The following is a 25,397-nucleotide window of genomic DNA, read 5'->3' as shown; positions in this document are numbered from 1 at the left end:
CGGCGTTTGAGGACGAGGCCCCTTCAGGGCCGAAGCGGGGGTCTGGGGGCCGCAGGCCCCCAGGACGGCGGGGTCGAAGGGGCGGCAGCCCCTGGAGGACGGGAAGGGTAGGGGCGGCGGGGGCGAAGACCCTCTGCGGGCGGGGGCTGGGGACGGCGCAACCTCCCCCTCAAACGCCGGACAGACTGGAATGCCCGGCCGACGTTTTGAGGGTGCCGCCTGAAGGTGCCTCCCCCTCAGCCGCCCAGTTCCTGATGCCGTGCCGCCAGGCTCGCCTTGCCCTGGTCCGTCAGTGAGCCGTGCAGTCGCAGGCGGGAGATGCCGCCGTCCGGGAAGATGTCCACGCGCGCGTGGGTGCCGACGGCGGGGGTCGGCAGGACGAAGCGGTGGTTGGTGTCGGGCTGGAGGCGGGTGCGCGGGAGGATCTCGGTCCACTCGCCGGCCCCGCCTTCATCGGCATCCTTCACCGAGACCGACGCCCAGCCCGCGCTGTTGCCCTTCAGGTACGCCGTGTCGATCTCGATCGCCCGGATCTGGGACTGCGCCACCAGCCGGTAGCGGATCCAGTCGTTGCCCTGGTCGCGGCGTCGGCGCGTCTCCCAGCCGTCGTCCATCTTGCGGGAGCGGCCCGGCTGGATGGTGTTCGTGGCGGGCGAGTAGAAGAGGTTGGAGGCGTCCTCGACCTGGCCGCCGTTCTCCAGGGCGACCACGTCGAAGGTGCTCAGCACCTCCAGCCACTGCGGGTCCGGTGCCACCTCGCCGTACACGCGCAGGCGGGCGATGCCACCGTCGGGGTGCTGGTTGACCCGCAGGTGGGTGAAGCGCTGTTCGACGGCGATGGAGAAACCATTCGCCGCATGTCCGCCCACCGGAGTGCGCGGCACCAGCGGGGTCCACTTCACATCGTCCGCCAGCAGCTCCTCGGGCGACGGAGAGCCCGGCACCGAGGTGCCCTCGACGGACACAGCCTGCGGATAGTTGCCGCGGAAGTGGGCCGTGTCGACGACGATCCCGCGGATCACGCCGGGCGCGCCGAGGCGTACCAGCGCCCAGTCGTGGTCCTCGGCCGTCGGCCACGGGTGGTCGGCGGACGCGCCGCGGCGACGCCTCGTCTCCCAGCCGTCCATGATCTTGCCCTTGTGCCCGAAGTGCTCGGGGTCGAACTCGGCCCGCTCGGGCACCAGCAGGTTCTCGCGCTGGGCGAAGAACTCGTCGTTGGCGGCGACGACACCGGCGCCGAGCCGGCGGTCGGCGAGGTTGGCGTACTGGGTGAAGGGGAAGTCGGCGGTGCGGTAGTCCGCGTACGGGTCGCCGCCTCCGTAGGGGTTCGCGTCGCCAGTGAAGCTGGGTATCGCCGTCACGAGGTGTGCCTTTCAGGAATCGGCCGCTGCGGGTGCGGGAGAGGTGGTCAGTGGGCGCGGGCGAGCAGATGGCCCTTCGGGTCGGTGAACTCGCCCTCGGCCACGATGCGTTCGCCGCGCAGCCAGGTGGACTTCACGACGCCGTACAGGGTCTTGCCCGCGTACGCCGTCACGCGGTTGCGGTGCTGGAGGGCGGCCGGGTCCACGGTGAACGTCTCATCGGGAGCGAGGACCGCGAAGTCGGCGTCACGGCCCGCCTCGATGGCGCCCTTCTGATCCAGTCCGACGAGCTGCGCCGTCCGCTCGGACATCCAGCGGACCACGTCCTCCAGGCCGTGCCCGCGCCGGCGGGCCTCGGTCCACACGGCCGCCAGGCTCAGCTGAAGTCCGGAGATACCGCCCCAGGCGGTCGCGAAGTCGTCGGTCTTCAGGTCGGCCGTGGAGGGCGAGTGGTCGGTCACCACGCAGTCGATCGTGCCGTCGGCCAGCGCCTGCCAGAGCAGGTCCTGGTTGGCGGACTCGCGGATCGGGGGGCAGCACTTGAACTCGCTGGCGCCGTCCGGGACTTCCTCGGCGGTCAGGGTCAGGTAGTGCGGGCAGGTCTCGACGGTGATCCGTACGCCGTCCCGCTTGGCCTCGGCGATCAGCGGCAGCGCGTCGCTGGACGAGAGGTGGAGTACGTGTACGCGCGCGTGGAGGCGCTTCGCCTGGTCGATCAGCTGGGCGATCGCCGTGTCCTCCGCGTCGCGCGGGCGCGAGGCCAGGAAGTCGGCGTACTTGGGGCCGCCCTGCTGCGGGGCGGCGTCGAGGTGGTGCGGGTCCTCGGCGTGCACGATGAGCAGGCCGCCGAAGGAGGCGATCTCGGCCAGGGACTGGGCGAGCCGGTCCTGGTCGAGGTGCGGGAACTCGTCGACGCCGGACGGGGACAGGAACGCCTTGAAGCCGAAGACGCCGGCCTCGTGCAGCGGGCGCAGGTCCTTGACGTTGTCGGGCAGGGCGCCGCCCCAGAAGCCGACGTCGATGTGGGCCTTGTCGGCGGCGACTTCCTGTTTGGTGCGGAGGTTCTCGACCGTCGTGGTGGGCGGCAGGGAGTTGAGCGGCATGTCGACAAGGGTGGTGATGCCGCCGGCCGCCGCCGCGCGCGTGGCGGTCCAGAAGCCCTCCCACTCGGTGCGGCCGGGGTCGTTGACGTGCACGTGCGTGTCGACCAGGCCGGGCAGCAGGACGTCGTCGCCGAGGTCCTCCAGCCGGGCGCCGGCCGGGACTTCGGCGTCGTACCCGAGTACGGCCGTGATCTTGCCGGCGGAGACCGCGACCGAAGCGGCCCGTGTCCCCTCCGGAGTGATGACGCGCCTCGAGCGCAGCACCAGTTCGACGTCGGACACCCGGACCCCTCTCTGCCGCCGTTAACTTCCGCGTAACGGAATTCAACTTTCTGTTGAAGGAGTCTCCGCTCCCGCTTCCGTGCCGTCAAGGGCACACTTCTCCACAGTGCACCCACCCCATGCACTCTGGACGTTTCCACAAAGCGGAATTAGAATTCCAGCACGCAGAACGTAGCTACGTACAAGCGGGGAGTCAACCGACTGGCGGGTAGGCTTGCGCCCTCCCATCGGTCCCGAAAGGAACGCGCCGTGCCGACGTCCAGCGCCAGCACCACCGACTCCGCCAGGTCCAACAACAGTGGCGGTGTCCAGTCCCTCGAGCGCGCCTTCGACCTGCTGGAGAGGATGGCGGACGCGGGCGGCGAGGTCGGTCTGAGCGAGCTGTCCGCGAGCAGCGGGCTGCCGCTGCCCACCATCCACCGCCTCATGCGGACGCTCGTCGCGTGCGGATACGTACGCCAGCAGCCCAACCGCCGCTACGCCCTCGGCCCGCGCCTGATCCGCCTCGGCGAGTCCGCCGCCCGGCTCCTCGGCACCTGGGCCCGGCCCTACCTCGCCCGGCTGGTCGAGGAGACCGGCGAGACGGCGAACATGGCCCTGCTCGACGGCGACGAGATCGTGTACGTCGCCCAGGTGCCGTCCAAGCACTCGATGCGCATGTTCACCGAGGTCGGCCGGCGCGTGCTGCCGCACTCCACGGGTGTCGGCAAGGCGCTGCTCGCCGGGTTCCCGCCGGAGGAGGTGCGCGCCCTGCTGTACCGCACCGGCATGCCCGCCGCCACGGAGAAGACGATCACCACCCCGGACGGCTTCCTGGCGGCCCTGGAGGACGTGCGGCGCAACGGCTACGCGGTCGACGACAACGAGCAGGAGGTCGGCGTCCGCTGCCTCGCGGTCTCGGTCCCCAACTCCCCCACCGCGGCCGCCATTTCGATCTCGGGCCCGGCGGGCCGCGTCACGGAGGCCGCGACGGACAAGATCGTGCCGGTGCTGCAGCAGGTGGCCGTGGAGCTGTCCGAGGCGCTGGCGAGCTCGACTCCGACGGCATAGATCCGCATAGATCCGCGGGCGCGCCTACGCTGAAGGCAGGGGCCTCAGCGGAGCGAGGTGGCCACCATGCTGCAGGAGAACAAGCACTGGTCCTCGGGAAAGTGGCAGGTCAAGGAGGGTAGCGCCGACGCGTTCATCGAGCGCTGGCGGGAGTTCCTCACCTGGACCAAAGAGGCGCACCAGGGGTTCCTCGGGGCCCGGCTGATCCGGGACCTCAGGAGCCCGAACTCCTTCGTTTCCTTCGCCACCTGGCAGGACCTCGACTCGATGCGAGCCTGGCAGGGCGACCCCGAGTTCAAGAAGCGCTTCGACGCCGCCTACGTCCTGTGCGAGGACATGCAGAGCGGCGGCTACGAGACGGTCGTCGACATCTGAGCCCTGGGCGCGCGGAACGGCCCCGGTTCAGCGGCGCGGCGGTTCCCCGAACAGGTCCACCGCGTCGCGCACGTCCGACAGGCCCCGGGACAACGCGCTGACCGACCCGATCGCGCCGGCGATCAGCAACAGCGACCTGCGCAGCCGCGGAATCTCCGGCGCCCTGTCGATCGTCATCGCGGCCAGCGCGGCAAGCTCGTCCTCGGCGATGCCCCGGTCGGGGAACTCGGAGGGATGCGCGGCGAGTTCGCGGCGCAGACGGGACACCGCCGTCCGCAGTTCCGCCACCCTCGGGTCCTCGTCGCTGCCCGTCACCGGCCTCTGTCCCAAGCTCCGCAACACAGCACTCCCCCCTCGCACGCCGTTGTGCGCCAGTAGTCCCGCTCCCCCGTCGAGCCCCCCTGGCGGTGGTCGGGCGCCGGGGACGCGGGTCAGTAAACGCCACCGGTGCCGGGCGCGCCACCGTACGGACCGAAATTCAGCCCAAGGAAACCCGGCGCACGCGTGGACGTCAGGTATGCAGGACGCATGACGGAGAAAGAAGCACCCCCGGTCGCCGGTCTGCTCCTCGCCGCGGGCGGTGGACGACGGCTCGGCGGACGGCCCAAGGCACTGCTCAGGCACCGCGGCCGGCCGCTCGTCGAGTACGCGGTCGGGGTACTGCGCGCGGCCGGCTGTGCCCGCGTGCACGTGGTGCTGGGTGCACAGGCCGCCGCCGTGCGGGAGCGTGCGGAGCTCGGTGACTGTGTGCTGGTGGAGAACCCCGACTGGGCCGACGGGATGGGCTCCTCCCTGCGCGCCGGGCTCGACTCGCTCGCCGGTTCGGGGGCGAGGGCGGCGCTCGTCTCGCTCGTCGACCAGCCCGGCATCGGGGAGGAGGCGGTCGCGCGGGTGCTCGCCGCGTACGAGGACGAGACGTCGCTCGCCTCGGCCGCGTACGACGGCGTACGCGGGCATCCCGTCCTCTTCGGCGCCGCCCACTGGGCGGGCGTCGTGGCGACTGCGACCGGTGATCGAGGGGCACGCGCTTATCTGAAGGAGCGTGAGGCGGCGATCCGTCTCGTCGAGTGCGGGGATGTGGCGCGGCCTTACGACATCGACACGGAGGCCGATCTCGTCCACCTTGAGTGAGGGCGGTGGCACCCAGAGCCACCTTGCCTCGACTCAGAGAATCTCGACATCAACAAACCATTGAACTTCCACCATGAGGAAACTAGTATCCACTGTTCAGAAGCGCCCGTCCTCCCCCAGCTCTCGGCTTCGCTCGAGCCGGGGGACCCCCATCACGGGCGTTCCTCGCCGTATCCGGGAAGACTGGCACCCGGTGCCAAAGCTCGACCGCTCGTCTTCGTAGTTCGCTGAAGGAAGTGACAGCTCATGTCCGCACCAGCGCCGTCCCCGCTGGCCATCGTCGACGCCGAGCCCCTGCCCCGGCAGGAGGAGGTCCTCACGGAGGCGGCCCTCGCCTTCGTGGCCGAGCTGCACCGCCGGTTCACACCCCGGCGTGACGAGCTCCTCGCCCGCCGTGCCGAGCGTCGCGCCGAGATCGCCCGTACGTCCACGCTCGACTTCCTCCCGGAGACGGCCGCGATCCGCGCGGACGACTCCTGGCGGGTGGCTCCGTGCCCGCCCGCGCTGCAGGACCGCCGGGTGGAGATCACCGGCCCCACCGACCGCAAGATGACCATCAACGCCCTCAACTCGGGCGCGAAGATCTGGCTCGCGGACTTCGAGGACGCCTCGGCGCCCACCTGGGAGAACGTGGTCCTCGGCCAGGTGAACATGGCCGACGCCTACACCAGGAACATCGACTTCACGGACGAGCGCACCGGCAAGTCGTACGCCCTGCGCCCGAACGAGGAGCTGGCGACCGTCGTCATGCGCCCCCGCGGCTGGCACCTGAACGAGCGCCACCTCGTCGACGCGGACGGCCACCCGGTCCCCGGCGCGCTGGTCGACTTCGGCCTGTACTTCTTCCACAACGCCCAGCGCCTGCTCGACCTCGGCAAGGGCCCGTACTTCTACCTCCCGAAGACGGAGTCGCACCTGGAGGCCCGCCTCTGGAACGAGGTGTTCGTCTTCGCGCAGGACTACGTCGGCATCCCGCAGGGCACCGTCCGCGCGACCGTCCTGATCGAGACGATCACGGCGGCGTACGAGATGGAGGAGATCCTCTACGAACTGCGCGACCACGCCTCCGGGTTGAACGCGGGCCGCTGGGACTACCTGTTCTCCATCGTCAAGAACTTCCGTGACGGCGGCGCCAAGTTCGTCCTGCCGGACCGCAACGCGGTGACGATGACCGCCCCGTTCATGCGGGCGTACACCGAACTCCTCGTCCGCACCTGCCACAAGCGCGGTGCGCACGCGATCGGCGGCATGGCGGCGTTCATCCCGTCCCGCCGGGACGCCGAGGTCAACAAGGTGGCCTTCGAGAAGGTCCGCGCCGACAAGGACCGCGAGGCCGGCGACGGCTTCGACGGCTCCTGGGTCGCCCACCCCGACCTGGTCCCGATCGCCATGGAGTCCTTCGACAAGGTCCTCGGCGACAAGCCGAACCAGAAGGACCGCCTGCGCGAGGACGTCCACGTCGAGGCGGCCGACCTGATCGCCATCGACTCGCTGGACGCCAAGCCGACGTACAACGGCCTGATCAACGCCGTGCAGGTCGGCATCCGTTACATCGAGGCCTGGCTGCGCGGCCTCGGCGCGGTCGCCATCTTCAACCTCATGGAGGACGCGGCCACCGCCGAGATCTCCCGCTCCCAGATCTGGCAGTGGATCAACGCGGGCGTCGAGTTCGAGAACGGCGAGAAGGCCACGCCGGAGCTGGCCCGCAAGGTCGCCGCCGAGGAACTGTCCAACATCCGCGCGGAGATCGGCGAGGAGGCCTTCGCGGCCGGCCACTGGCAGCAGGCCCACGACCTGCTCCTGGAGGTCTCCCTCGACGAGAACTACGCGGACTTCCTGACGCTGCCGGCGTACGAGCAACTGAAGGGCTGAGCCCTCAGGAAGCCGGTTTGTCCGAGTGGCCCAGGGACTTTCCCGGGGCCACTCGGTCGCGTACGACCTGCTTGACCGCCGTGGGCTCGGGGAAGCCCTGCTCGCGGCGGTCCCATACGACCTCGTCGTCGACGCGGACGACGAAGACGCCGCCCTTGCCGGGCTTCAGCGCCAGCTCGGACAGCTCCGCCTCGAAGGTCGTGAGCAGCTCCTGCGCCAGCCATGCCGCGCGCGGCAGCCAGCGGCACTGGGTGCAGTACTCGATCTCTACCCGGCCACTCATCCGAGGTGCACCGACCAATCCTGTTCCGCGGCCGGCTTGCCGTGCAGGTCGGGGACCCGCTTGAGCCAGTTCGGCCGGCCTTGCTGTGTCTTCGCCGCCCGCTGGGCCTCCTCGGCGGCGAGTTCCTCCCGGGTGGGGAAGTCGGTGGGGAGCCAGGCCGAGGACGCCTGTACGCGCGCGTGGAGGTGGGCGATGTAGGCGTCGCGGACCTCTCCGGGGCTCATGAAGCCCGGTTCGGCGCTCAGCCACGCGTCCGGGACCTCCGCCACGACCTCCCGCAGCAGTGCCTCGGTGACCTTCGGCGCCAGCTCGGCGTCGGCCGCGCGCACGTCGGGGGCGTAGTGGCCGAGGGCGTGGTGACGGAAGTCGTACGCCTTCGCGGGGTCCGTGCCGTCCCAGCGATGGTGGAAGACGAGCGCGGCGCCGTGGTCGATGAGCCACAGGCGCGGCGGCACGGTCCCCAGCGTGGGCCAGACCATCAGGTTGGAGCTGTGGACCGTACGGTCGACGTTGGCGGTCAGGGCGTCCAGCCAGACGATGCGGCCCGCCTCCAGCGGGTCGACTCGGAATGCCTTGGCGACCTCCGGGGTGAAGTCCACCGCGCCCGGGAGGTAGTCCATGCCGAGGTTGACGCCCGCGCTGGACGCGTGCAGTTCCCGCACCTCCTGGTGCGGTTCGTTGTCCGCGATCGCGGGATCGAAGTGGACCAGGACCAGCTCGGGGAAGCGCAGCCCCAGGGCGCGGGCCAGTTCCCCCACGATCACCTCGGCGACCAGCGCCTTGCGGCCCTGCGCGGAGCCGGTGAACTTCACGACGTAGGTGCCCAGGTCGTCGGCCTCGACGACTCCGGGCACGGAGCCGCCGGACCGCAGTGGCTCGATGTAGCGAGTGGCGGTGACCCTTCTCAACATCTTCCGAGGCCCCACACGTCGTTTGCCTTATATTCCACGACCAGCTCCCACGCCCCTGCCTCCGGCGTCCGGCATGAAGTGACCATAGTAACCAAGCGTGACGGCGCCCGGTCTAGAACAGAGCCTCCACGCACTGCTCGATCGCGGTCACGTCCGCTGCGACCGCGGCGGTGGCGTGGACGCCGGGGGCGATGAAACCGAGCCAGCGCAGGAGGGTGTTGCGGCGCGGCTCGTCGCGGGCGAGTTCCGTCTGCACCTGCTCGGCGGCCTCGACCAGTTCCGCCCCGTCCTCGTACTGCTCCTGGTTGCGGCGGAGTTCGTCCAGCAGAACGCCGACCGCGGTGCGCAGTTCTTCGACGGCCGCCGCGTGCTCTGCCGGCGTCGGAGTTCCGGTCACCGTGGCGTGACCCAAGGCGAGCGTGCTCCGCTCGATGCGCACGTCCCGCCCGGCCTGAATGCCGCTGACGTGACTCGCCGACTCATGTGCCCCGCGATCCGACATCACGTCACCTCTGCCTTACGGGCTGCGAGTTCCGCAACAGGCCGCCGCCTCCGGCGCGCACGCTGGAGCGCTTGATGGAGATGTCACGCCCCGCGAACAGACCGGAGTTGTAGATGGTGGTCTGGCGCTGGATCAGGTCGCTGGAGTCGATGTTGTGATCCTCGAGAAACTGCACCAGGGCGTCCAGGACACGGTGCTCGATCGTCTTGGCGTACAACTCCCGGTCCAGTGACTGGAAGTACCGGTGGAAGAACCGATCGCTCGCCTCCTCCCGAAGGCTGAACTTCGAGCCGTAGTCGAAGGTGCGCATGCGGATCGAGCGCTCCTGCCTGCGTTGTGCGCGGTGCCTCTCGAGCGGCGCGAAGAGGTCTCTCAGGAGCGCGAAGGGCGCGCGGACCAGCAGGACCGGGGTGCGTGCACCCGCCTCGCCGACCAGTCGGCACCACTGCCGGAAGGTAGGTGAGTCCAGCAACCTGTCCACCGTCCGGTACTTCTCCCGCACGGGCGGGAGCAGACAGTTGCTGCCCTCGATGAACGCGATGTCACGACCGGACAGCAGCGCGCATCTCAGGAACATGGTGATGACCAGTTCGCCGCTCCAGCCAGTGACCCGGACCGCCAGATAGGGCCGGGCGCGGCCCTTGCCATCCTCGCGCAGCTCGCGCAGGAGGGCGTCCGAAACCTGCGCTCCGGGCGGCCCGCCCAGGTTGCGCAGCACCTCGGCGCGGGTTCGGTCGTCGATTCCGATCAGCAGGTCGGCCCCGTTGACCAGGAGCACGTCGGCGACGTCCATGCCGGGCAGTTCGAGCGCCCCGACCCTGGCGGAGATATGGGCGTTGAGGTCATGGATGGTGAACGGGATGACCTGCTTCCCGGCCTCGGCGCGTCCGGTGTTCAGGGCGAACGACCAGGTTCTGTAGGTCTCACCGTGCCCGACGAAGGGCTCGAAGCGGGAGGAGACCACGACATTGCCCCTGTCACGGAGTTCGATCGCCTCAAGACGTGCGGCGTCCCTGGCCGTCGGTGGCCGAGGGGACTGCCTCGGGTCGAAGTTCTCCCGTTTCAACTTCCGGGAGACGACGCCGTAGTGCACCGACACCAATTCGGCGGCCACGATCACCCAGGCTACGAGCAGCCCCAGGAACAGGGACACACCTTGGGTGAAGGGCAGGGTGATCACTATGACGAGCAGCAGGAGGAGGAGTACGACGTCCCGCCGCCGCTGGCGGGTGCGGGCGGCCAGAGCGTGTCGCAACACGCAACCAAGGTCCACGCCGGGCGAGGAAGCCGCGGCACGCCGCGGCTCGTGCACGATCCGGGCCACTGCCTTGCGGGCGAGCCCGATATCGGTATGCATCGCCGCACACAGGTACCGGGTGACGTCATAGGAGAAGTGAGGGGGAGGGGGTGCTCCCGCCGAGGGCGTCGACTGCGGCATGGGCGGGAGGGGAACCGGCGTACCTGCTGAATCGCGCTCGGGCCGGATCTGCCACGGAGGCGGCGGGGGCGGCGGAGGAACGGGCGGGCGGCCGCGAGATGCGCCGCCGGGTGGGTCGACGGACGAGTTCATCGCTATTGCCTCGGGGATTTCGTTCAAGTGCGGCACATGGGCATTGACACCCTGTGCGTGATCAGCAACTCAGCCGAGCCGTATTCATTTTACTCCGCTTTATTCATTTTTGCTCGCCTTTGATCCCGTGGCACCGAGGGTCGCACTCGACGGATGCGCCGTGCGCCGCCGTGAAGGGTTCCGCCCCATCCGGAAAGCGGCCTGACGCTCCATCAGAGGAAGCGTCACCTCTCGTTGCCGCTGCCCGCCAGGGAGTTCGGGAGAGGCAGATAGCGGGCGTCGGCGCCGTCCGCGCCCGACCAGCGCAGCAGCAGGTTGGTCTTGCCGGGGAGGGTGGGGGCCGACAGCAGGCCGGCGATCTCGGGGAGTTCGTGGCGAGCCAGTTCGCGGCGCGCGGCGGGCCACGGGTCGTACCCGGGGTGTCGCTCGGCGAGGGCAGCCGCGACCTCGCACAGATGGTTCACGACCAGGCAGTACACCAGCCGCTGCCACCCGGCCGGGCGGGAGACGTCCGACAGCAGCTTCACGCCCTCGGCGTCCCGGAACAGGGCCTGCACGGGAATGCCGTCGGCATCCACGGCAACCAGCGTGTTCTGCAGATGCGCTTCGAGTACGACGCCGTGGTCGGCGAAGGCCGCGAGGGCGGGCGGGACGACCGCGCTGAGGTACGCCTCCCACCAGGCCGCCGGGTCCGCCGTACCGTCGAGCGGGCTGCCCTCGAAGCCCTCCACGAGTCCGGCGGCCAGCAGCGGCGTCGCGCCCGGCAGCAGACTGCCGCGCAGCCCGTCGCGGACCAGGACGGCGAGTTCCTCGAAGGCGAAGTCGGCGGTGCGGTAGCCGCGGTCGCTCAGCCAGGCCGCGCGGCCGTTGGCGAAGGCCGCCGTGGCCGCGGCGTCGGTGCGGCGCAGTTTCAGCAGGTCGTGGCGCCACAGCCGGCGGATGTCATTGGTGATGCGCACGTCCAGGCTGAACTTGAGGAAGAGGTCGCTCTCGGGGACGTACAGCGTGCGGATCGCGGCCGTCGGCCAGGCGTCGAATCCGGTCGTGCCCAACCGGATCAGCCGGCCGTCGGCGAAGGCCGGCGCGAGGTCGACGAGGTCGAGCTGCCAGGGGTGCGCGGGCAGCAGCCGGTAGCCGGGTGGGGCCTCACCCAGGGCGTCCAGGGCGGATGTGTCGCCCTCCTCGACGACCGCGTCCTCGCGCAGGCCGAGCAGTGTCAGCGGGAAGCGGGCGTGCGCCTCGGGGGCGTACGGAAGCCAGGCCGCGACCGGGCCGCCGCCGCGCGCCTTGGGGGCGGGGTGGTAGGGGTGGCCGGTGAGGAGGGACTGCTCGGAGCGCAGGTACGGGTCGTCCGGCGGCGTCGCACGCACGCGTGCCGTGAGCAAGGCGGCCACCGCGTCCCGGCTGTCGATCATCTCGGCGGGCAGTTCGTGGTTGGACAGACCGGTGTGGCGGCGCAGTTCGTCGGCGACGAGCTTGACGAGCTCTGTGTGCCCGATGCGCTGCCAGGCACCGGCCACGTCCACCTCGGGCTCGGCCGGCCGCCGTCCGCCGAGGACCCGCAGCAGGCGGCCCGTGCCGGGCAGCCGGTACACCTGCCGCTCGCCGGACCCGCCCTGCGGTTCGGCCACCTCGCGCAGCAGGCAGTTGAGGAGGGGCGCGACCGCGTGGGCGTCGGCGCATGCCGCGACGTCGGCTGCGGGTGGAGGGTTGAGGTGCACGCGATCCACTCGTTCTCTACGGTCCGTTCGGGTGGGAAGACGATCAGTATGTCTGTCGTCGGTGCCTGCCCCGACGCCCTACTCGTACCCGAGGAGCCCGCCCGTGCACCGTTCCCCCAGCGCCGAGGCCGAGGTCGCCGCCGAACTGGCCGATGTACGCCCCCACCTCGCCTCGCGCTACGCGGCCGAGCTCCCCGGGGCCCGGGCGGCGGTGCTGACCCGGCTGTGGCGTGCCCTCGCGCACGAGCCCATGCCCTGGGTCGCCCACCGTGAGCCGGGCCGGGAGGGCCTCACCCTGCGCCTTTCCGACGGCCGCCGTCTGCACGGCCCGCGCGCGGACCCGTACGCCACCGCCGCGTATGTCACCGCCGTACGGCTCGACGAGACGTCGTACGACGACCCGGCCCGGCTGCTGACCGACCTCTCCGTACCGCACGGGACGTCTCTCGCCGCCGAACTCGGCCACAGCGTCGCCTCGTTGGCGCTGTCACGGGCCGGGCAGGAGGCCGGGCAGGGCGCTCACTCGAAGGAGTGGCCGGTGCGCGACTGGGAGTGGGAGCAGCGGGTGGTCGACGGGCATCCGTTCCACCCCAACTGCCGTTCCCGGCCCGGATTCTCGGTCGCCGAGCAACTGGCGTACGGGCCCGAGCACGGGTCGGTCGTCACGCTGGGGCTGGTGTCGGTGCGGGCGGAGGAGTGCCTGGTGACGGGTGAGTGGCCGGAGGGGATGCGGGACGGGGAGCGGCTGCTGATCCCCGTGCATCCGTGGCAGGCCGACCATGTGCTCAAGCGCCCCTGCGATCCCTTCGACGACGGTGTCGCCGCGCATCCGCTGATGTCCCTGCGGACGCTCGCCCTCCCCGGCGGCCCGCACGTCAAGACCGCGCTGAGCGCCCGGCTGACGTCCTCGGTGCGGGACATCTCGGTGTACTCGATCGCCCTGTCGGCCACGTTGTCGGACTTCGCCGAGACGCTGGCGGCGCGGACGGACGGGCTGCTGCACATCACCCGCACGCTGGGGGCCGCCACGGCCAACTCACCCGACCTGGCAGCCGTGCTGCGCGAGTCGCCGCAGGAGTACGCGGGGCCCGGGGAACGGGTCGTGCCGGTGGCCGCGCTCGCCACCACCGAGTTGCCCGAGTCGCCCGCATGGCTGGCCGAGTTCGCGCGTCTCGCCCTCGCCGTGGGGCTGCGGCTGCTGGAACTCGGCGTCGCGCTGGAGGCACACGGGCAGAACCTGCTGGTGGTGCTGTCGCCCGACGGCTCCCCGGTGCGCCTGGTCTACCGCGACCTCGCCGACATCCGGGTCTGTCCGGCCCGGCTGGCCCGGCACGGCATCCCCATGCCGGAGCTGACCGGCCGGATCGTCACGGACGACGTGACGACCCTGCGCCGCAAGCTGTTCGGCTCGCTGGTGGCCGGGGCGCTGGCGGGTACGGCGGGCTCGGGCGCGGCGTTGCGCGCGGCGCTGGAGGCGGTCGTACCGGATCTGCCGGGCACCGCGGATCTCGCCGTACTGCGCGAGGAGCGGCTGCCCACGAAGGCGTTGACGTTGATGCGGCTGTCGCCGGGGACGCCCGGGGATCAGTGGGCGGAGCTGCCCAATCCGCTGGACACCGAGGTGTTCTGACCGGTGGTGCGACACATGTTCTGACAGGGGTTCTGACCTCGTTTTGAAGCGGGACACCTCTGATCAATAGGATCCGCCGATGATCAGAACACAACGGCTGGCGGCCGGGGTCTGCGCCCTGCTCGCCGCGCTCACGGCCGGGATAGCCTTCCCGGCCGGGGCGGTCGCCGACGAGACCACCGCCACCGCTCCGAAGGTCGATCTCGTGATCGACGTCAGCGGCTCGATGCGGGCGAAGGACATCGACGGCCAGTCGCGGATGGCCGCGGCGAAGCAGGCCTTCAACGAGGTGCTGGACGCGACGCCCGAGGAGGTCCAGCTCGGCATCCGCACCCTCGGCGCCAACTACCCGGGCGACGACCGCAAGACGGGCTGCAAGGACACGGCTCAGCTCTACCCGGTCGGCCCGCTGGACCGCACCGAGGCCAAGACGGCGGTGGCGACCCTGACGCCCACCGGCTGGACGCCGATCGGTCCCGCGCTGCTGAAGGCGGCCGAGGACCTGGACGGCGGCGAGGGCTCCAAGCGGATCGTGCTGATCAGCGACGGGGAGGACACCTGCGCCCCGCTCGACCCGTGCGAGGTGGCCCGCGAGATCGCCGCCAAGGGCATCGGCCTGACCATCGACACGCTCGGCCTGGTCCCGAACACCAAGATGCGGCAGCAGCTGAGCTGCATCGCCGAGGCGACCGGCGGTACGTTCACCTCGGTCGAGCACACCGATGAACTCGCCGACAAGGTCAACCAGTTGGTGGACCGTGCGGCCGATCCGGTGGTGACGCCGGTCGCGACGACGGGCGCGGACCAGTGTGCGAAGGCGCCCACGCTGAACTCCGGCCTGTACACCGACCGCGAGGAGTTCGGGCAGCAGCGCTGGTACCGCGTGAAGGTCCCGCACGGCTGGGAACTGCGCGCCTCGGTGAGCGTCGCGGCCGACCGTGAGGTGAACCCGTCGTACGGGCTGCTGCTGCGCGCGACGACCGAGGGCGGCCGGGAGATCGTCCGCGGCGAGGCGGCGGGCAACGGCCGTACCGATGTGATCTCGACGGGGCTGCGCTACCCGAAGGCCGAGGCGGAGGACGCGGAGGGCGAGATCGCGCCCGAGACCGTCTGTCTCCAGGTCACGCACTCCTTCTCTCCCGCCGGTGGCGTGAAGACCACCCCCGGTCTACCGCTCGAAGTGACCATCGACGTCGTGCACGGGCCGGACGCGTCGAACGACGTGGCCTCCTTCGGCCTCGGGCGCGGCTGGTGGCTGCTCGGCGCGCTCATCCTCACCGGCTTCCTCGCCGGTCTCGTCTGGGGCTGGCTGTCGCGCTGGCGGGTAGCGGTCTGGAGGACCAACTGATGCGGATCACACGCGTGTTGAGCGCTTCTCTGCTCATGCTCGGACTGGCGGTCACCCCGGCGGTCGCCGACTCCTCGCCCTCGCCGAGCGCGTCGGAGGACGGCGGCGCGCCGACCGAGGCGGGCACCTCCTTCCGTACGGCTACGGAGATCGAGCAGGGGCAGACGGCCACGGCGAGCGGCTCCGCGGGCGACTACCTGTACTGGTCGTTCCCCGCGGACGCCGGACAGCGCCCCACCGTCAAGGCGACGGTGAAGCTGCCGGACACGCACGCCGCCGAGACCTGGCAGATCGACGTCTACGACGGCCTGCGCCGCCGCCAGTCCTGCCAGTACGGGGCACAGACGCGCGCCGCCGCGGCTGGGGGCACCCCCTCTGGGGGAGCCGCCTCCGTGGATCTGACCTGCGTCCTGCGTACCGTGCGCGCGTGGTCGGAGCCGTGGGCCAATGACCCGCTGCCGGGCACGTACTACATCCGGCTGACGGTCGTGAACCTGGCCACGTCCGACCTCGGTCTGCCAGTCGGCGCCGAGGTCCGGGTCGACTCCGAGGACGTCGGCGGGGCGGCGGCGGTGGACGGGTCGCTGGCTCACCCGCTGGTGCCGGGGGCCGGCGCCATCGCCCAGGGCGGCGAGGAGGAGTCGACCAAGGAGGCACTGCTCGCGAGCCTTGAACCCAGCGGCGGCTGGGCATCCGGCTGGTGGTCCGACCGGTGGGTGTGGACCGCGATCGGCGGCGCGCTGGCCGCGCTCGCGGGTGTCGGCGGATATGCGCTGACGCGCGGGTCGGGTCGGCCGTCGCGGGTGACGCCGGGGGCCTGACGGCTCGTCAACCATGCAACGAGGGCCCGCCGTGCTCGGCCGCACGGCGGGCCTCGTGCCGGTCAGATGTCACGCAGGGCCTTGATCAACCGCTCAGATGTCACGCAGGGCCTTGGCCAACGCCCCGTCCCCGGTCACCTCGATACGACCGCCCCGCACGGCATCGATCACACTCAACTCCCCCCGCGCGACCGCCTCACACGTCCCGGAACCCAGGACCAGCCGCGCATCGGGCTCTCCAGGAGCGGGCCCGTCGTCGTAGACCGGCCCGCCCTCCGCACCGACGTACAGATGGAAGTCCCCCTCCTCCAGCCGGACTTCGACGAGCCCCTCCCCCGCCCCGCTCTCCCGCAGGGATCGCAGCAGAGGCAGCGCGAACCAGTGCGCGCGCACCGCGTCGGTGGGCCGCCGCTCGCCGAGCTCGGCCTGACCCCACTCCCCCAGCGCCTGAAGCACGGGCAGCAACTCCCGCCCCCGCGAGGTGAGTTCGTACACATACGCCGCGCCGGGCGGTGGCAGCCGACGCCGGGTGCTGAGTCCGTCCTGCTCCATGTCCTTCAGTCGTGAGGCCAGTACGTCCGTGCTGACGCCCGGCAGATCGGCGTGCAGGTCGGTGTAGCGCCGCGGCCCGGCCAGCAACTCCCGGACGATCAGCAGGGTCCAGCGGTCACCGACGAGGTCGAGCGCGCGGGCGGCGGAGCAGTACTGGTCGTAGCTTCGGCGAGGTGACATGCGACGCAGTGTAGACATGTTGTTGGACTTTCCAAGCTCGAACTTGGTAAAACCAAGCAACACACGAAACCGGAGGGGCGAGCGCGCATGGAGTTCCGGCAGTCGAGCAAGCTGAGCGAGGTCTGTTACGAGATCCGCGGCCCGGTGATCGAGCACGCGAACGCGCTGGAGGAGGCAGGCCACAGTGTGCTGCGCCTGAACACCGGCAACCCCGCGCTCTTCGGCTTCGAGGCGCCGGAGGAGATCCTCCAGGACATGATCCGGATGCTGCCCCAGGCGCACGGCTACACCGACTCGCGCGGCATCCTCTCCGCCCGCCGGGCCGTGGCCCAGCGGTACCAGACGCTGGGCCTGGAGGTCGGCGTCGACGACGTCTTCCTCGGCAACGGTGTGTCCGAGCTGGTCTCCATGGCCGTACAGGCGCTGGTCGAGGACGGCGACGAGATCCTCATCCCCGCCCCGGACTTCCCCCTCTGGACCGCGGTGACCACCCTGGCCGGCGGCAAGGCGGTGCACTACCTCTGCGACGAGCAGGCCGACTGGTACCCGGACCTGGACGACATGGCGTCGAAGATCACGGACCGCACGCGCGCCGTGGTCATCATCAACCCGAACAACCCGACCGGCGCGGTCTACCCCAAGGAGATCCTGGAGGGCATCCTCGACCTAGCCCGCCGGCACGGCCTGATGGTGTTCGCCGACGAGATCTACGACCAGATCCTGTACGACGACGCGGTCCACCACTCGGTCGCCGCCCTCGCCCCCGACCTGGTGGTCCTCACTTTCTGCGGCCTGTCGAAGACGTACCGGGTGGCGGGCTTCCGCTCCGGCTGGCTCGTCGTGACCGGCCCGAAGCAGCACGCGAAGGACTATCTGGAGGGCCTGACGATGCTGGCCTCCATGCGGCTGTGCGCCAACGCGCCCGCCCAGTACGCCATCCAGGCCGCGCTCGGAGGCCGCCAGTCCATCCGCGAGCTGACCACCCCCGGCGGCCGTCTGTACGAGCAGCGCAACGTGGCCTGGGAGAAGCTCAACGAGATCCCCGGAGTGTCGTGCGTGAAGCCGAAGGGCTCGCTGTACGCGTTCCCGCGGCTCGACCCCAAGGTGTACAAGATCCACGACGACGAGAAGTTCGTCCTGGACCTGCTGCTGCGGGAGAAGATCCAGGTCGTGCAGGGCACGGGCTTCAACTGGCCGACACCTGACCACTTCCGGATCCTGACCCTGCCGTACGCCGAGGACCTGGAGGCGGCGATCGGGCGGATCGGGCGGTTCCTCAGCGGGTATCGGCAGACCTGAGCGGATGCCGGCAGACCTGAGCGCGCACCGGCCGATGTGACCGCGCCGGCGTGGGTAGAACCTGTCCATGAGTACCCGCCCTCTTCTGCTCCTCGACGTGGACGGTCCCCTCAACCCCTTCCGCGCCCCGTTCCTCCGTCATCGCGGCTACGTCACCCGGCGGCTGCATCCGGCGAACTGGTCGGCCCGCCAGACACCGGGGTCCCGGCGGCTGCGCCGCGGGCTGCGGGTCCGGTTGCACCCGGGGCACGGGGCGCGGCTGCTGGCGCTGCCGTACGAGTTGGCGTGGGCCACCACCTGGATGCACCAGGCCAACGAGATGATCGCGCCGGTGGTCGGGCTGCCCGGTGATCTGCCGGTCATCGAGTGGCCCGAGCTGTTCGTGCCGGATCCCGAGGGGCTGTACTGGAAGACACGGCACGTGCTGGCGTGGGCGGCGGGGCGGCCCTTCGTCTGGGTCGACGACATGGTCACCGATCTCGACGTACGGCATGTAGCGGCCCACCACGACGCGGCCGCGCTGCTGCTGACGGTCGACGCGCGCAGGGGACTGCGTGAGCGTGATTTCGCGGAGTTGGAGCGCTGGGCTCTTAGCCTGTGACGCATGGGTGATCTCCTTCTCGTCCGGCACGGTGAGACCGAGTGGTCGCGATCGGGGCGGCACACCGGCTGGACGGACGTTCCGCTGACCGAGCACGGGCGTCAGGAGGCGCGGCGGCTGGTGCCGCTGGTCCGGTCGCATCGGATCGGGGCCGCGTTCGTCAGCCCGTCGCAGCGGGCGCGGGAGACCGCCGAGCTGATCGGGGTACGGGACGCCCGCGTCGACGCCGACCTGCGGGAGTGGGACTACGGCGGGTACGAGGGCGTCACCACCGTGCAGATCCAGCGGGAGCGTCCCGGGTGGTTCCTGTTCACGGACGGGGTCGCGCCCGGGCCGCCGGAGCACCCCGGGGAGCGCCCGGAGCAGGTCGGGGAGCGTGCCGACCGGGTCCTCGGCAGGGTGGACGCCGCCCTCGCGAACACGGAGGGCGTCGTCCTGCTGATCGCCCACGGGCACTTCCTGCGGGTGCTCACCGCCCGCCGCCTCGGGCTGGCGCCTGAGCACGGGGCCCACTTCCAGCTGGCCACGGGCGCGCTGTGCCGGCTCGGCACCGAGCACGGGCGGCCGGTGATCGCCGGGTGGAATGTCAGACCCCCGGCGTAGCCTGCGAAGCGGGTGAGGCCCCACGCAGGAAGGAACACGCCGTGACCCGACCGCCGACCGCCGCGCAACGGCGTGTCATCGACGCCGCCGATCCCGTGACCGGGCGGCTCAGAGGTACGGAGGCGCAGCTCGCGGCGCTGGTGAAGCGGGGGCTCGCCTTTCGGCACCCGCGGCCGCCGCACGATCACTTTCTGACGCCGGCCGGGCATCGTATACGGGAGGTGGAGGCGAGTGCGCCCGAGCAACCGGAGCAGGCTCCTGCGGCCACCGGCGTCTTCGCCGCGCGCATCGGCGGTGAGGAGGACGCGCCGAAGGCGGGCCCGGCTCGGGTCCGTGAGGTGCACAGCGCCTGGCAGGGGCTCTTGGAGCTGCGCCGGATGACCAATCGGGACGGTGCCGTGGACCGGCCGTGCGGCTGGGAGCGTACGCATCTGGTGCAGGCCGCTGCGCTCGCCCTGGAGGCGGCGGGGCATCGTCCGGCGGAGCAGGACTCCGAGGAGGGTTACCGGGTGCGGGCGACCCCTCAGCCGGAGGCGGTCGCCGTGCGCGATCCGGACGGCGCGCGGCTGCGGGCCTGCGCCGCCACACTGGAAGAGGCTGGCTGGCAGGTCGGCGAACACGCCGAGTCTCGTACAAGAGCGCGATATCTGCTGGCATCCCCGCGCCGGGCATGACCGGCATGCCAAGATCGGTGCGCAGGGCATCGAATTGTGAGAAGGGGAAGCAGTGAGCGAGCCGTTTTCCGTCCGGATCACCGTCCGCGGCTACGAGACCGACGTGCAGGGGCACGTCAACCAGAGCGTGTACATCAACTATGCGGAGCACGCTCGCTGGTCGCTGCTCCAGGCCGCCGGCATCAGCCAGGCGGGCCTCATAGGCAAAGGGGTGGGCCCCGTCGCGCTGGAGACGACCATCCGCTACAAACGGGAACTCCTCGCCGGTGACGAGGTCGACGTGTCGTGCGCCTTCGAGTGGTCGGGCGGCAAGACGTTCCGCATCCAGCAGATCATCCGCAAGACCGACGGCACGGTGGCGGCCGAGCTCACGGCGGTCGGTGGCCTGCTGAACCTCGAGGAACGCAGGATGGTGGCCGATCCGCAGGACTACTTCAAGGAACTGGCCACGGACCCGAGCCTGTTCGGGCTCTAGCCAACACCGGCTCGGACTCCGGTCACACCAACTCCGGTGCGTGCTCGTCGTCGTAGGCGGCCCGCGATTCCTCTGCTACGGCGAGTTGCTCACCGGCACAGCGTTCCTGCCGGAGCCGATCGCGATCGGCTTGCTGATGCTGGGCCTGTCGGCCCGTACCGTCGGCCGCTTCGGCACATACCGGGTGCTACTGGCTGGACGTACTCCCGCCGCTGCTTCTGCTCGCAGCGGCGGTGCTGTGGGAACGGCGGGGCTGAGAGGGGCGCGTAGTGGCCTGGTGCCGGCGCGCAGGCCCGCAACCGGCGACGACGGGTGGATCGTCCGCCTGGAGTGGCTGGAACACCTCGGTCGGAATTCGGATGCGGGAAGTCCCGGACACCTGGGATGCTCCCGGTCCATGGCCGCACGACGCATCAAGCCCAGCCTCTACATCTCCGTCGACATCGAGGCCGACGGCCCGATCCCGGGTCCGTACTCGATGCTGAGCCTCGGCGCGGCGGTCGCCGGAGTCCAGGATGCCGACGGGTTCACGGCGGCCGACCCCGAGCAGCACACCTTCTATCGCGAACTCCGCCCGATCAGCGAGGAGTTCGTGCCCGAGGCGCTGGCCGTGAGCGGGCTCGACCGCGAGCGCCTACGGAAAGAGGGCCTCGACCCCGCGCTCGCCCTCGCGCAGTTCACGCGCTGGGTTCGCGAGGTCGGCGGCGACGCGCAGCCGGTGATGTGCGGCTACCCGGCGTCGTACGACTGGACGTTCCTGTACTGGTACTTGATCCGCTTCACCGGGGCGAGTCCCTTCGGCCACTCGGGCTGCCTGGACATGAAGACGTTGTACGCGACGAAAGCCGGGCTGCCGCTGCGGGCCGTGGCCAAAGGCACCATGCCGCGCGAGCTGCTGTCGCGGCGCCGTCACACGCATCATGCGCGGGACGACGCCATCGAGCAGGCCGAGCTGTTCGCCAACCTCATGGGGTGGCCGGGGCCCGGGTCGCCGACCCGGTGATCTCCTCCCCTGCCTCCATGGGGTGGGTGACGTCCTGCGCGTCCCGGCCCTTGCCGAGGTGGTTGAAGACGAGGTTGAGCGCCACCGCCGCCACACAGCCCGTCGAGATGCCCGAGTCCAGGACGATCCGCACCGTCTCCGGGAAGGCGTGGTAGAACTCCGGCGCGGTGATGGGGACGATGCCGACGGCCAGGGAGACGGCGACGATCAGGACGTTGTTGTCCTTGTCGAGGCCGGCCCGGACCAGGGTCTGGATGCCGCTCGCCGCGACCGAGCCGAAGAGGACCACGCCCGCGCCGCCGAGCACCGGGCGCGGTACGACCGCGATGAGCGACGCCGCCATCGGGCACAGGCCCATCAGGACGAGGAAGCCGCCGCCGACAGCGACTACGTACCGGCTGCGGATCTTCGTCATCGCGACCAGGCCGATGTTCTGTGCGAAGGCGCTGCACATGAAGCCGTTGAAGAGGGGGCTGATCGCGGAGCCGAGGGTGTCGGCGCGCAGGCCCGCCGCGATGGTCTTCTCGTCGGCCGGGCGCTCGACGATCTCGCCCAACGCCAGCATGTCGGCCGTCGATTCGGTCATCGAGACCACCATGACCACGCACAGCGAGATGATCGCGGCGAGCTGGAACTGCGGGGCGCCGAAGTGGAACGGGGTCGGGAAGCCGATGACGTCCGCGTCCGCCACCGGCCCGAAGTCCGTGACGCCGAACGGGATCGCGATCAGTGTGCCGACAACCAGGCCGAGCAGCACGGCGATTTGTTTGACGAACCCTCGGGTGAAGCGGCGCAGGAGCAGGACGATCAGCAGGGTTCCGGCTGCCAGGCCCAGGTTCGTCGCCGAGCCGTAGTCGTTCGCGGCCGGGTCGGGCCCTTGCGCCCAGTTGAAGGCGACCGGCAGCAGGGAGATGCCGATCAGCGTGATGACCGTACCCGTCACCACGGGTGGGAAGAAGCGGACGGCCTTGCTGAAGAAGGGGGCTGCCAGGAAGCCGAGCAGGCCGGCGACGATGACCGCGCCGAAGATGATCGGCAGGGCGTCGGACTTGTCCTCGGTGGAGGCGACGACCGCGGTCATGGGGGCGACGCCGGCGAAGGTGACGCCGTTGACGAACGGCAGCCGGGCGCCGATCTTCCAGATGCCGAGGGTCTGGAGGAAGGTGGCGAGGCCCGCGGTGAACAGGCAGGCGCCGGTGAGGAAGGTCAGGTCGGTGGCGGACAGGCCTATGGCCGCGCCGACTATCAGGGGTGGGGCGACGACTCCCGCGTACATGGCGGCCACGTGTTGCAGACCGGTGGTCGCCATTTTCAGGGCGGGTAGTTTCTCGTCTACGGGGTGGGTCGAAACGGGCTGGGCGGACACTGCGGCTCTCCTCCGGTCGGTTAAACGCGTCGGCTCTGACGCGGGTTCAAGGAGGTGGTACGCGGTCGTGCGGGACCGGGGACGGGCCCGTTCTGGGGGAAACGGAGACCGTTCCGGGGCGCACGCGTCCACGCGCGCCCCGGAGACGGCCGCCATGGACCCCGCTCGGGTCCACGGCCACCGGTCGGGAGCCGTCCCTCTCGACCGGAGATCTTCAACTGGTCAGGCCTACGTCAGGCCTGCGTCAGGCCTGCGCGGCGATCCTCGCCAGGCGCTGTGCCTCTTCCCGCGTGGCGCGGGCGATGGCGTCCTCGTCGGCCGTGAGCAGCCGCCCGTCCTCCACGATCTGCCGGCCGTTCACGAAGGACGCCGTGACCGGGGCCGCCGCGCCGAAGACCAGCGCGGTCACCGGGTCGGCGATGGAGGCGTGGGCGAGGGTGTCCAGCCTCCACAGCACCAGGTCGGCCAGCTTGCCCGGCTCCAGCGAGCCGATCTCGGCGGCGCGGCCGAGGACCTGGGCACCGCCGTACGTCCCGAGGCGCAGGGCCTGCCGGGCGTTCAGGGCGGCCTCGCGGTGGGCGCCGAGGCGGTTGATGAGCAGGGCGTTGCGCAGTTCGGTGTGCAGCTCGCCGGACTCGTTGGACGCCGTGCCGTCGACGCCGAGGCCGACCGGGACGCCCGCCGCGAGCATGTCGGGGACGCGGGCGATGCCGGCCGCGAGGCGGGCGTTGGAGGACGGGCAGTGGGCGACGCCCGTCTTCGTACGGGCGAAGGCGGCGATGTCGGAGTCGTTCATGTGGACGCAGTGCGCCATCCACACGTCCTCGCCGAGCCAGCCGGTGGACTCGAAGTAGTCGGTCGGGCCCATGCCGAACAGCTCGTGGCAGAACTTCTCCTCCTCCACGGTCTCCGAGCCGTGGGTGTGCATGCGCACGCCGAGGCGGCGGGCCAGCTCGGCGCCCTGCTTGAGGAGCTCGGTGGAGATGGAGAAGGGGGAGCAGGGGGCGACGGCGACCTGGGTCATCGCGTCGAAGGAGGCGTCGTGGTGCCGCTTGACGGTCTCCTCGGTCCCGGCCAGCGCGCCTTCGAGGGTCTCGACGGCGAAGTCCGGCGGCAGCCCGCCGTCCTTCTCGCTGCGGTCCATGGAGCCGCGGGCGAGGGTGAAGCGGACACCCATGTCGCGGGCGGCGCCGATGATGGCGCCGGAGAGGTCGCCGGAGCCCTGCGGGTAGACGTAGTGGTGGTCCATGGCGGTGGTCACGCCACCGCGGGCCATCATCGCCAGCGAGCCCTGCGCGGCGGAGCGCACCATCTGCTCGTCGATGCGCGCCCACGTCGGGTAGAGGGCGACGAGCCAGTTGAAGAGGTTGTGGTCCGTGGCCAGGCCCCGGGTGATCCACTGGTAGAAGTGGTGATGGGTGTTGACCAGGCCGGGGGTGACCAGGTGCCCGGTGGCGTCGATACGGCGTACGACGTTCTCCAGGCCCTCGGGCGCCTTGCCCGCGCCGAGCGACTCGATGCGGTTGTCCGCGATGACGACGTGGCCCGTGGCGTACTCGGTGTCGTTCGCGTCCACCGTCGCGATCGAACAGTTCTCGATGACGATGCGCTGGGCTGCTGCCATGATTCGCCCCTTTTTCACGGGAGTTGTGCTGAGTTCGAGAGGGCACGGCAGGACCCTGGGGGATTTGAGTACCGCGGCCGGGGAGCCTTCAAAGGCCCGCTCCTCCGGCCGCGGGTGCCGAAATGGAGTTGCTGGCTTACAGGTTGGTGAGGTCCATGGGGATCTTCGCCTCGCAGCCGTCCCGCAGGATGGTGGCCTCGATCAGGCCGTAGGGGCGGTCGGCGGCGAAGTACACCTCGTTGTCGTTCTTCAGCCCGAACGGCTCCAGGTCCACCAGGAAGTGGTGCTTGTTCGGGAGGGAGAAGCGGACCTCGTCTATCTCGCTGCGGTTGTTGATGATGCGCGAGCCCATTTGGTACAGGGTCTGCTGGAGCGAGAGCGAGTAGGTCTCGGCGAAGGCCTGGAGCATGTGCTTCTTGGTCTGCTCGTAGGACTTCTCCCAGTTGGGCATCCGCTGCTCGTCGTCGGTCCAGTTGAACCGCCAGCGGCCGGATACCTGGGTGGCCAGGATGCGGTCGTACGCCTCCTGGAGCGTCGTGTACTTGTCCTTGACGTAGCCCCAGAACTCGGAGTTGGTCGAGTTCATCACGACGAGGTCCTTGAGGCCGGAGATGACCTCCCACTTCTCACCGTCGTAGGTGATCTGCGTGACCCGCGTCTCCTGGCCCTTGCGGACGAAGGAGTGCTTGACCTCGTCCGCGCCGATGAACTGCGAGTTGGCGTCGGAGGCCTCGATCCGCTCCCAGGCGTACTCCTCGATGCGGATCCGGGCCTGGTGGATCGGCTCCTGCGAGGTGACGAAGTGACGGGCGAGGTGGATGCCGAACTGCTCGGCCGACTCGATGCCGTGCTCCTTGGCGAACGCGTACACCGTGTTCTTGGTGGTGTCGGTCGGCAGGACGTTGGCGTTCGAGCCGGAGTAGTGGACCTCGTCCATGTCGCCGCTCAGCGCCACGGATACGTTCAGGTCCTTGATGTGATGGGTGGCGCCGTCCCGCGTGATCTTTACGACTCGGTTCTCGGCCTTGCCGTACTGGTTCTGTCCCAGGATCGTGGGCAT

The 25,397-nt window shown here is 70.4% G+C and carries 25 protein-coding genes and 1 pseudogene; 14 read left to right on the top strand and 12 right to left on the bottom strand.

The window, feature by feature from the left end; genetic code table 11:
* Positions 1-236: 236 nt before the first annotated feature.
* A complete protein-coding gene (gene alc / locus EHO50_RS09285) occupies positions 237-1,361 on the bottom strand; it encodes an allantoicase (RefSeq protein ID WP_128429405.1) in 1,125 nt (374 codons plus the stop codon).
* Positions 1,362-1,408: 47 nt separating this feature from the next.
* The gene (gene allB / locus EHO50_RS09280) at positions 1,409-2,746 is read right to left on the bottom strand and encodes an allantoinase AllB (protein WP_128429404.1); all 1,338 of its coding nucleotides are present in this window, start codon (positions 2,744-2,746) and stop codon (positions 1,409-1,411) included.
* Between the two features lie 249 nt (positions 2,747-2,995).
* On the opposite strand from allB, the gene EHO50_RS09275 reads away from it, so the two are divergent.
* Together EHO50_RS09275 and EHO50_RS09270 are read left to right on the top strand one after the other, a co-directional pair.
* Complete coding sequence (locus tag EHO50_RS09275) at positions 2,996-3,796, top strand: IclR family transcriptional regulator (RefSeq protein WP_128429403.1); 801 nt, start codon at positions 2,996-2,998, stop codon at positions 3,794-3,796.
* Between the two features lie 66 nt (positions 3,797-3,862).
* Entirely contained in the window at positions 3,863-4,171 is a 309-nt protein-coding gene (locus EHO50_RS09270) for an antibiotic biosynthesis monooxygenase family protein (RefSeq protein ID WP_128429402.1), read from the top strand.
* Positions 4,172-4,198: 27 nt separating this feature from the next.
* On the opposite strand, the gene EHO50_RS09265 is transcribed toward EHO50_RS09270, so the two are convergent.
* Positions 4,199-4,486, bottom strand: a complete 288-nt coding sequence (locus tag EHO50_RS09265) for a DUF5955 family protein (RefSeq protein WP_246101086.1) — start codon at positions 4,484-4,486, stop codon at positions 4,199-4,201.
* A gap of 213 nt (positions 4,487-4,699) precedes the next feature.
* On the opposite strand from EHO50_RS09265, the gene EHO50_RS09260 reads away from it, so the two are divergent.
* Entirely contained in the window at positions 4,700-5,302 is a 603-nt protein-coding gene (locus tag EHO50_RS09260; RefSeq protein ID WP_128429400.1) for a nucleotidyltransferase family protein, read from the top strand.
* A gap of 246 nt (positions 5,303-5,548) precedes the next feature.
* Positions 5,549-7,174 carry a malate synthase A gene (aceB, locus tag EHO50_RS09255; RefSeq protein WP_128429399.1) on the top strand — a complete coding sequence of 542 codons (1,626 nt, stop codon included), beginning with the start codon at positions 5,549-5,551 and terminating at the stop codon, positions 7,172-7,174.
* A 4-nt stretch (positions 7,175-7,178) separates the two neighbouring features.
* On the opposite strand, the gene EHO50_RS09250 is transcribed toward aceB, so the two are convergent.
* From EHO50_RS09250 to EHO50_RS09230, 5 genes are all read right to left on the bottom strand, one after another.
* Positions 7,179-7,457, bottom strand: coding sequence for an Rdx family protein (locus tag EHO50_RS09250; protein ID WP_128429398.1), 279 nt, complete (start codon positions 7,455-7,457; stop codon positions 7,179-7,181).
* Complete coding sequence (locus EHO50_RS09245) at positions 7,454-8,368, bottom strand: HipA family kinase (RefSeq protein ID WP_128429397.1); 915 nt, start codon at positions 8,366-8,368, stop codon at positions 7,454-7,456. Before EHO50_RS09245 ends, EHO50_RS09250 begins: the two co-directional genes overlap by 4 nt.
* Before the next feature lie 112 nt (positions 8,369-8,480).
* Positions 8,481-8,870: a hypothetical protein gene (locus tag EHO50_RS09240; protein ID WP_246101085.1), complete on the bottom strand. Its 390-nt coding sequence runs from the start codon at positions 8,868-8,870 to the stop codon at positions 8,481-8,483.
* Between the two features lie 4 nt (positions 8,871-8,874).
* On the bottom strand, positions 8,875-10,227 hold the full coding sequence (locus EHO50_RS09235; RefSeq protein ID WP_246101084.1) for a hypothetical protein: 1,353 nt from the start codon (positions 10,225-10,227) through the stop codon (positions 8,875-8,877).
* Positions 10,228-10,664: 437 nt separating this feature from the next.
* Entirely contained in the window at positions 10,665-12,170 is a 1,506-nt protein-coding gene (locus EHO50_RS09230) for an IucA/IucC family protein (protein WP_128429394.1), read from the bottom strand.
* 94 nt (positions 12,171-12,264) lie between these two features.
* Here EHO50_RS09230 and EHO50_RS09225 point away from each other — a divergent pair, with 94 nt between their 5' ends.
* The 3 genes from EHO50_RS09225 to EHO50_RS09215 all read left to right on the top strand — a co-directional run bounded on the left by EHO50_RS09225 (position 12,265) and on the right by EHO50_RS09215 (position 15,960).
* On the top strand, positions 12,265-13,791 hold the full coding sequence (locus EHO50_RS09225; protein ID WP_128429393.1) for an IucA/IucC family protein: 1,527 nt from the start codon (positions 12,265-12,267) through the stop codon (positions 13,789-13,791).
* Positions 13,792-13,870: 79 nt separating this feature from the next.
* Entirely contained in the window at positions 13,871-15,139 is a 1,269-nt protein-coding gene (locus EHO50_RS09220) for a VWA domain-containing protein (protein WP_128429392.1), read from the top strand.
* Positions 15,139-15,960, top strand: coding sequence for a hypothetical protein (locus EHO50_RS09215; protein WP_128429391.1), 822 nt, complete (start codon positions 15,139-15,141; stop codon positions 15,958-15,960). Before EHO50_RS09220 ends, EHO50_RS09215 begins: the two co-directional genes overlap by 1 nt.
* A 93-nt stretch (positions 15,961-16,053) precedes the next feature.
* Here the strand turns inward: EHO50_RS09215 and EHO50_RS09210 are convergent, their stop codons facing one another.
* The gene (locus EHO50_RS09210; protein WP_128429390.1) at positions 16,054-16,692 is read right to left on the bottom strand and encodes a winged helix-turn-helix transcriptional regulator; all 639 of its coding nucleotides are present in this window, start codon (positions 16,690-16,692) and stop codon (positions 16,054-16,056) included.
* An 87-nt stretch (positions 16,693-16,779) separates the two neighbouring features.
* Between EHO50_RS09210 and EHO50_RS09205 the strand changes: the two genes are divergently transcribed.
* From EHO50_RS09205 to EHO50_RS09180, 7 genes and pseudogenes are all read left to right on the top strand, one after another.
* Positions 16,780-17,991, top strand: coding sequence for a pyridoxal phosphate-dependent aminotransferase (locus EHO50_RS09205; RefSeq protein ID WP_128429389.1), 1,212 nt, complete (start codon positions 16,780-16,782; stop codon positions 17,989-17,991).
* Between the two features lie 67 nt (positions 17,992-18,058).
* Positions 18,059-18,592 (top strand): HAD domain-containing protein, encoded by a 534-nt coding sequence (locus EHO50_RS09200; protein WP_128429388.1) that lies wholly within the window; start codon positions 18,059-18,061, stop codon positions 18,590-18,592.
* Positions 18,593-18,595: 3 nt separating this feature from the next.
* On the top strand, positions 18,596-19,195 hold the full coding sequence (locus EHO50_RS09195) for a histidine phosphatase family protein (RefSeq protein WP_128429387.1): 600 nt from the start codon (positions 18,596-18,598) through the stop codon (positions 19,193-19,195).
* Between the two features lie 41 nt (positions 19,196-19,236).
* Positions 19,237-19,869, top strand: coding sequence for a hypothetical protein (locus tag EHO50_RS09190; protein WP_128429386.1), 633 nt, complete (start codon positions 19,237-19,239; stop codon positions 19,867-19,869).
* 52 nt (positions 19,870-19,921) lie between these two features.
* Positions 19,922-20,344, top strand: coding sequence for an acyl-CoA thioesterase (locus tag EHO50_RS09185; protein WP_128429385.1), 423 nt, complete (start codon positions 19,922-19,924; stop codon positions 20,342-20,344).
* Between the two features lie 64 nt (positions 20,345-20,408).
* Positions 20,409-20,543 (top strand): annotated as a pseudogene (locus EHO50_RS44875) (MFS transporter); the annotation flags it as partial.
* A gap of 198 nt (positions 20,544-20,741) precedes the next feature.
* Positions 20,742-21,347: a 3'-5' exonuclease family protein gene (locus EHO50_RS09180; protein WP_128429384.1), complete on the top strand. Its 606-nt coding sequence runs from the start codon at positions 20,742-20,744 to the stop codon at positions 21,345-21,347.
* Here the strand turns inward: EHO50_RS09180 and EHO50_RS09175 are convergent.
* The 3 genes from EHO50_RS09175 to pucL form a co-directional block, all read right to left on the bottom strand.
* The gene (locus EHO50_RS09175) at positions 21,310-22,869 is read right to left on the bottom strand and encodes a nucleobase:cation symporter-2 family protein (RefSeq protein WP_425472144.1); all 1,560 of its coding nucleotides are present in this window, start codon (positions 22,867-22,869) and stop codon (positions 21,310-21,312) included. The two genes, EHO50_RS09180 and EHO50_RS09175, sit on opposite strands and share 38 nt — an antisense overlap.
* An 88-nt stretch (positions 22,870-22,957) precedes the next feature.
* Positions 22,958-24,337: an 8-oxoguanine deaminase gene (locus tag EHO50_RS09170; protein WP_128429382.1), complete on the bottom strand. Its 1,380-nt coding sequence runs from the start codon at positions 24,335-24,337 to the stop codon at positions 22,958-22,960.
* A 136-nt stretch (positions 24,338-24,473) separates the two neighbouring features.
* Positions 24,474-25,397, bottom strand: a complete 924-nt coding sequence (pucL, locus tag EHO50_RS09165; RefSeq protein ID WP_128429381.1) for a factor-independent urate hydroxylase — start codon at positions 25,395-25,397, stop codon at positions 24,474-24,476.

The organism is Streptomyces cyaneus (assembly GCF_004028635.1).
Classification (GTDB): Bacteria; Actinomycetota; Actinomycetes; order Streptomycetales; family Streptomycetaceae; genus Streptomyces; species Streptomyces cyaneus.
This window is presented reverse-complemented; position numbering and strand designations above follow the sequence as displayed.

Coding starts and splice junctions, on each gene's coding strand:
- EHO50_RS09270 (WP_128429402.1), top strand. CDS start 3,863: ATGCTGCAGGAGAACAAGCACTGGTCCTCGGGAAAGTGGCAGGTCAAG.
- EHO50_RS09260 (WP_128429400.1), top strand. CDS start 4,700: ATGACGGAGAAAGAAGCACCCCCGGTCGCCGGTCTGCTCCTCGCCGCG.
- aceB (WP_128429399.1), top strand. CDS start 5,549: ATGTCCGCACCAGCGCCGTCCCCGCTGGCCATCGTCGACGCCGAGCCC.
- EHO50_RS09250 (WP_128429398.1), bottom strand. CDS start 7,457: ATGAGTGGCCGGGTAGAGATCGAGTACTGCACCCAGTGCCGCTGGCTG.
- EHO50_RS09245 (WP_128429397.1), bottom strand. CDS start 8,368: ATGTTGAGAAGGGTCACCGCCACTCGCTACATCGAGCCACTGCGGTCC.
- EHO50_RS09240 (WP_246101085.1), bottom strand. CDS start 8,870: ATGTCGGATCGCGGGGCACATGAGTCGGCGAGTCACGTCAGCGGCATT.
- EHO50_RS09235 (WP_246101084.1), bottom strand. CDS start 10,227: ATGCATACCGATATCGGGCTCGCCCGCAAGGCAGTGGCCCGGATCGTG.
- EHO50_RS09220 (WP_128429392.1), top strand. CDS start 13,871: ATGATCAGAACACAACGGCTGGCGGCCGGGGTCTGCGCCCTGCTCGCC.
- EHO50_RS09215 (WP_128429391.1), top strand. CDS start 15,139: ATGCGGATCACACGCGTGTTGAGCGCTTCTCTGCTCATGCTCGGACTG.
- EHO50_RS09210 (WP_128429390.1), bottom strand. CDS start 16,692: ATGTCACCTCGCCGAAGCTACGACCAGTACTGCTCCGCCGCCCGCGCG.
- EHO50_RS09205 (WP_128429389.1), top strand. CDS start 16,780: ATGGAGTTCCGGCAGTCGAGCAAGCTGAGCGAGGTCTGTTACGAGATC.
- EHO50_RS09200 (WP_128429388.1), top strand. CDS start 18,059: ATGAGTACCCGCCCTCTTCTGCTCCTCGACGTGGACGGTCCCCTCAAC.
- EHO50_RS09195 (WP_128429387.1), top strand. CDS start 18,596: ATGGGTGATCTCCTTCTCGTCCGGCACGGTGAGACCGAGTGGTCGCGA.
- EHO50_RS09180 (WP_128429384.1), top strand. CDS start 20,742: ATGGCCGCACGACGCATCAAGCCCAGCCTCTACATCTCCGTCGACATC.
- EHO50_RS09175 (WP_425472144.1), bottom strand. CDS start 22,869: ATGGCGGCCGTCTCCGGGGCGCGCGTGGACGCGTGCGCCCCGGAACGG.
- EHO50_RS09170 (WP_128429382.1), bottom strand. CDS start 24,337: ATGGCAGCAGCCCAGCGCATCGTCATCGAGAACTGTTCGATCGCGACG.
- pucL (WP_128429381.1), bottom strand. CDS start 25,397: ATGCCCACGATCCTGGGACAGAACCAGTACGGCAAGGCCGAGAACCGA.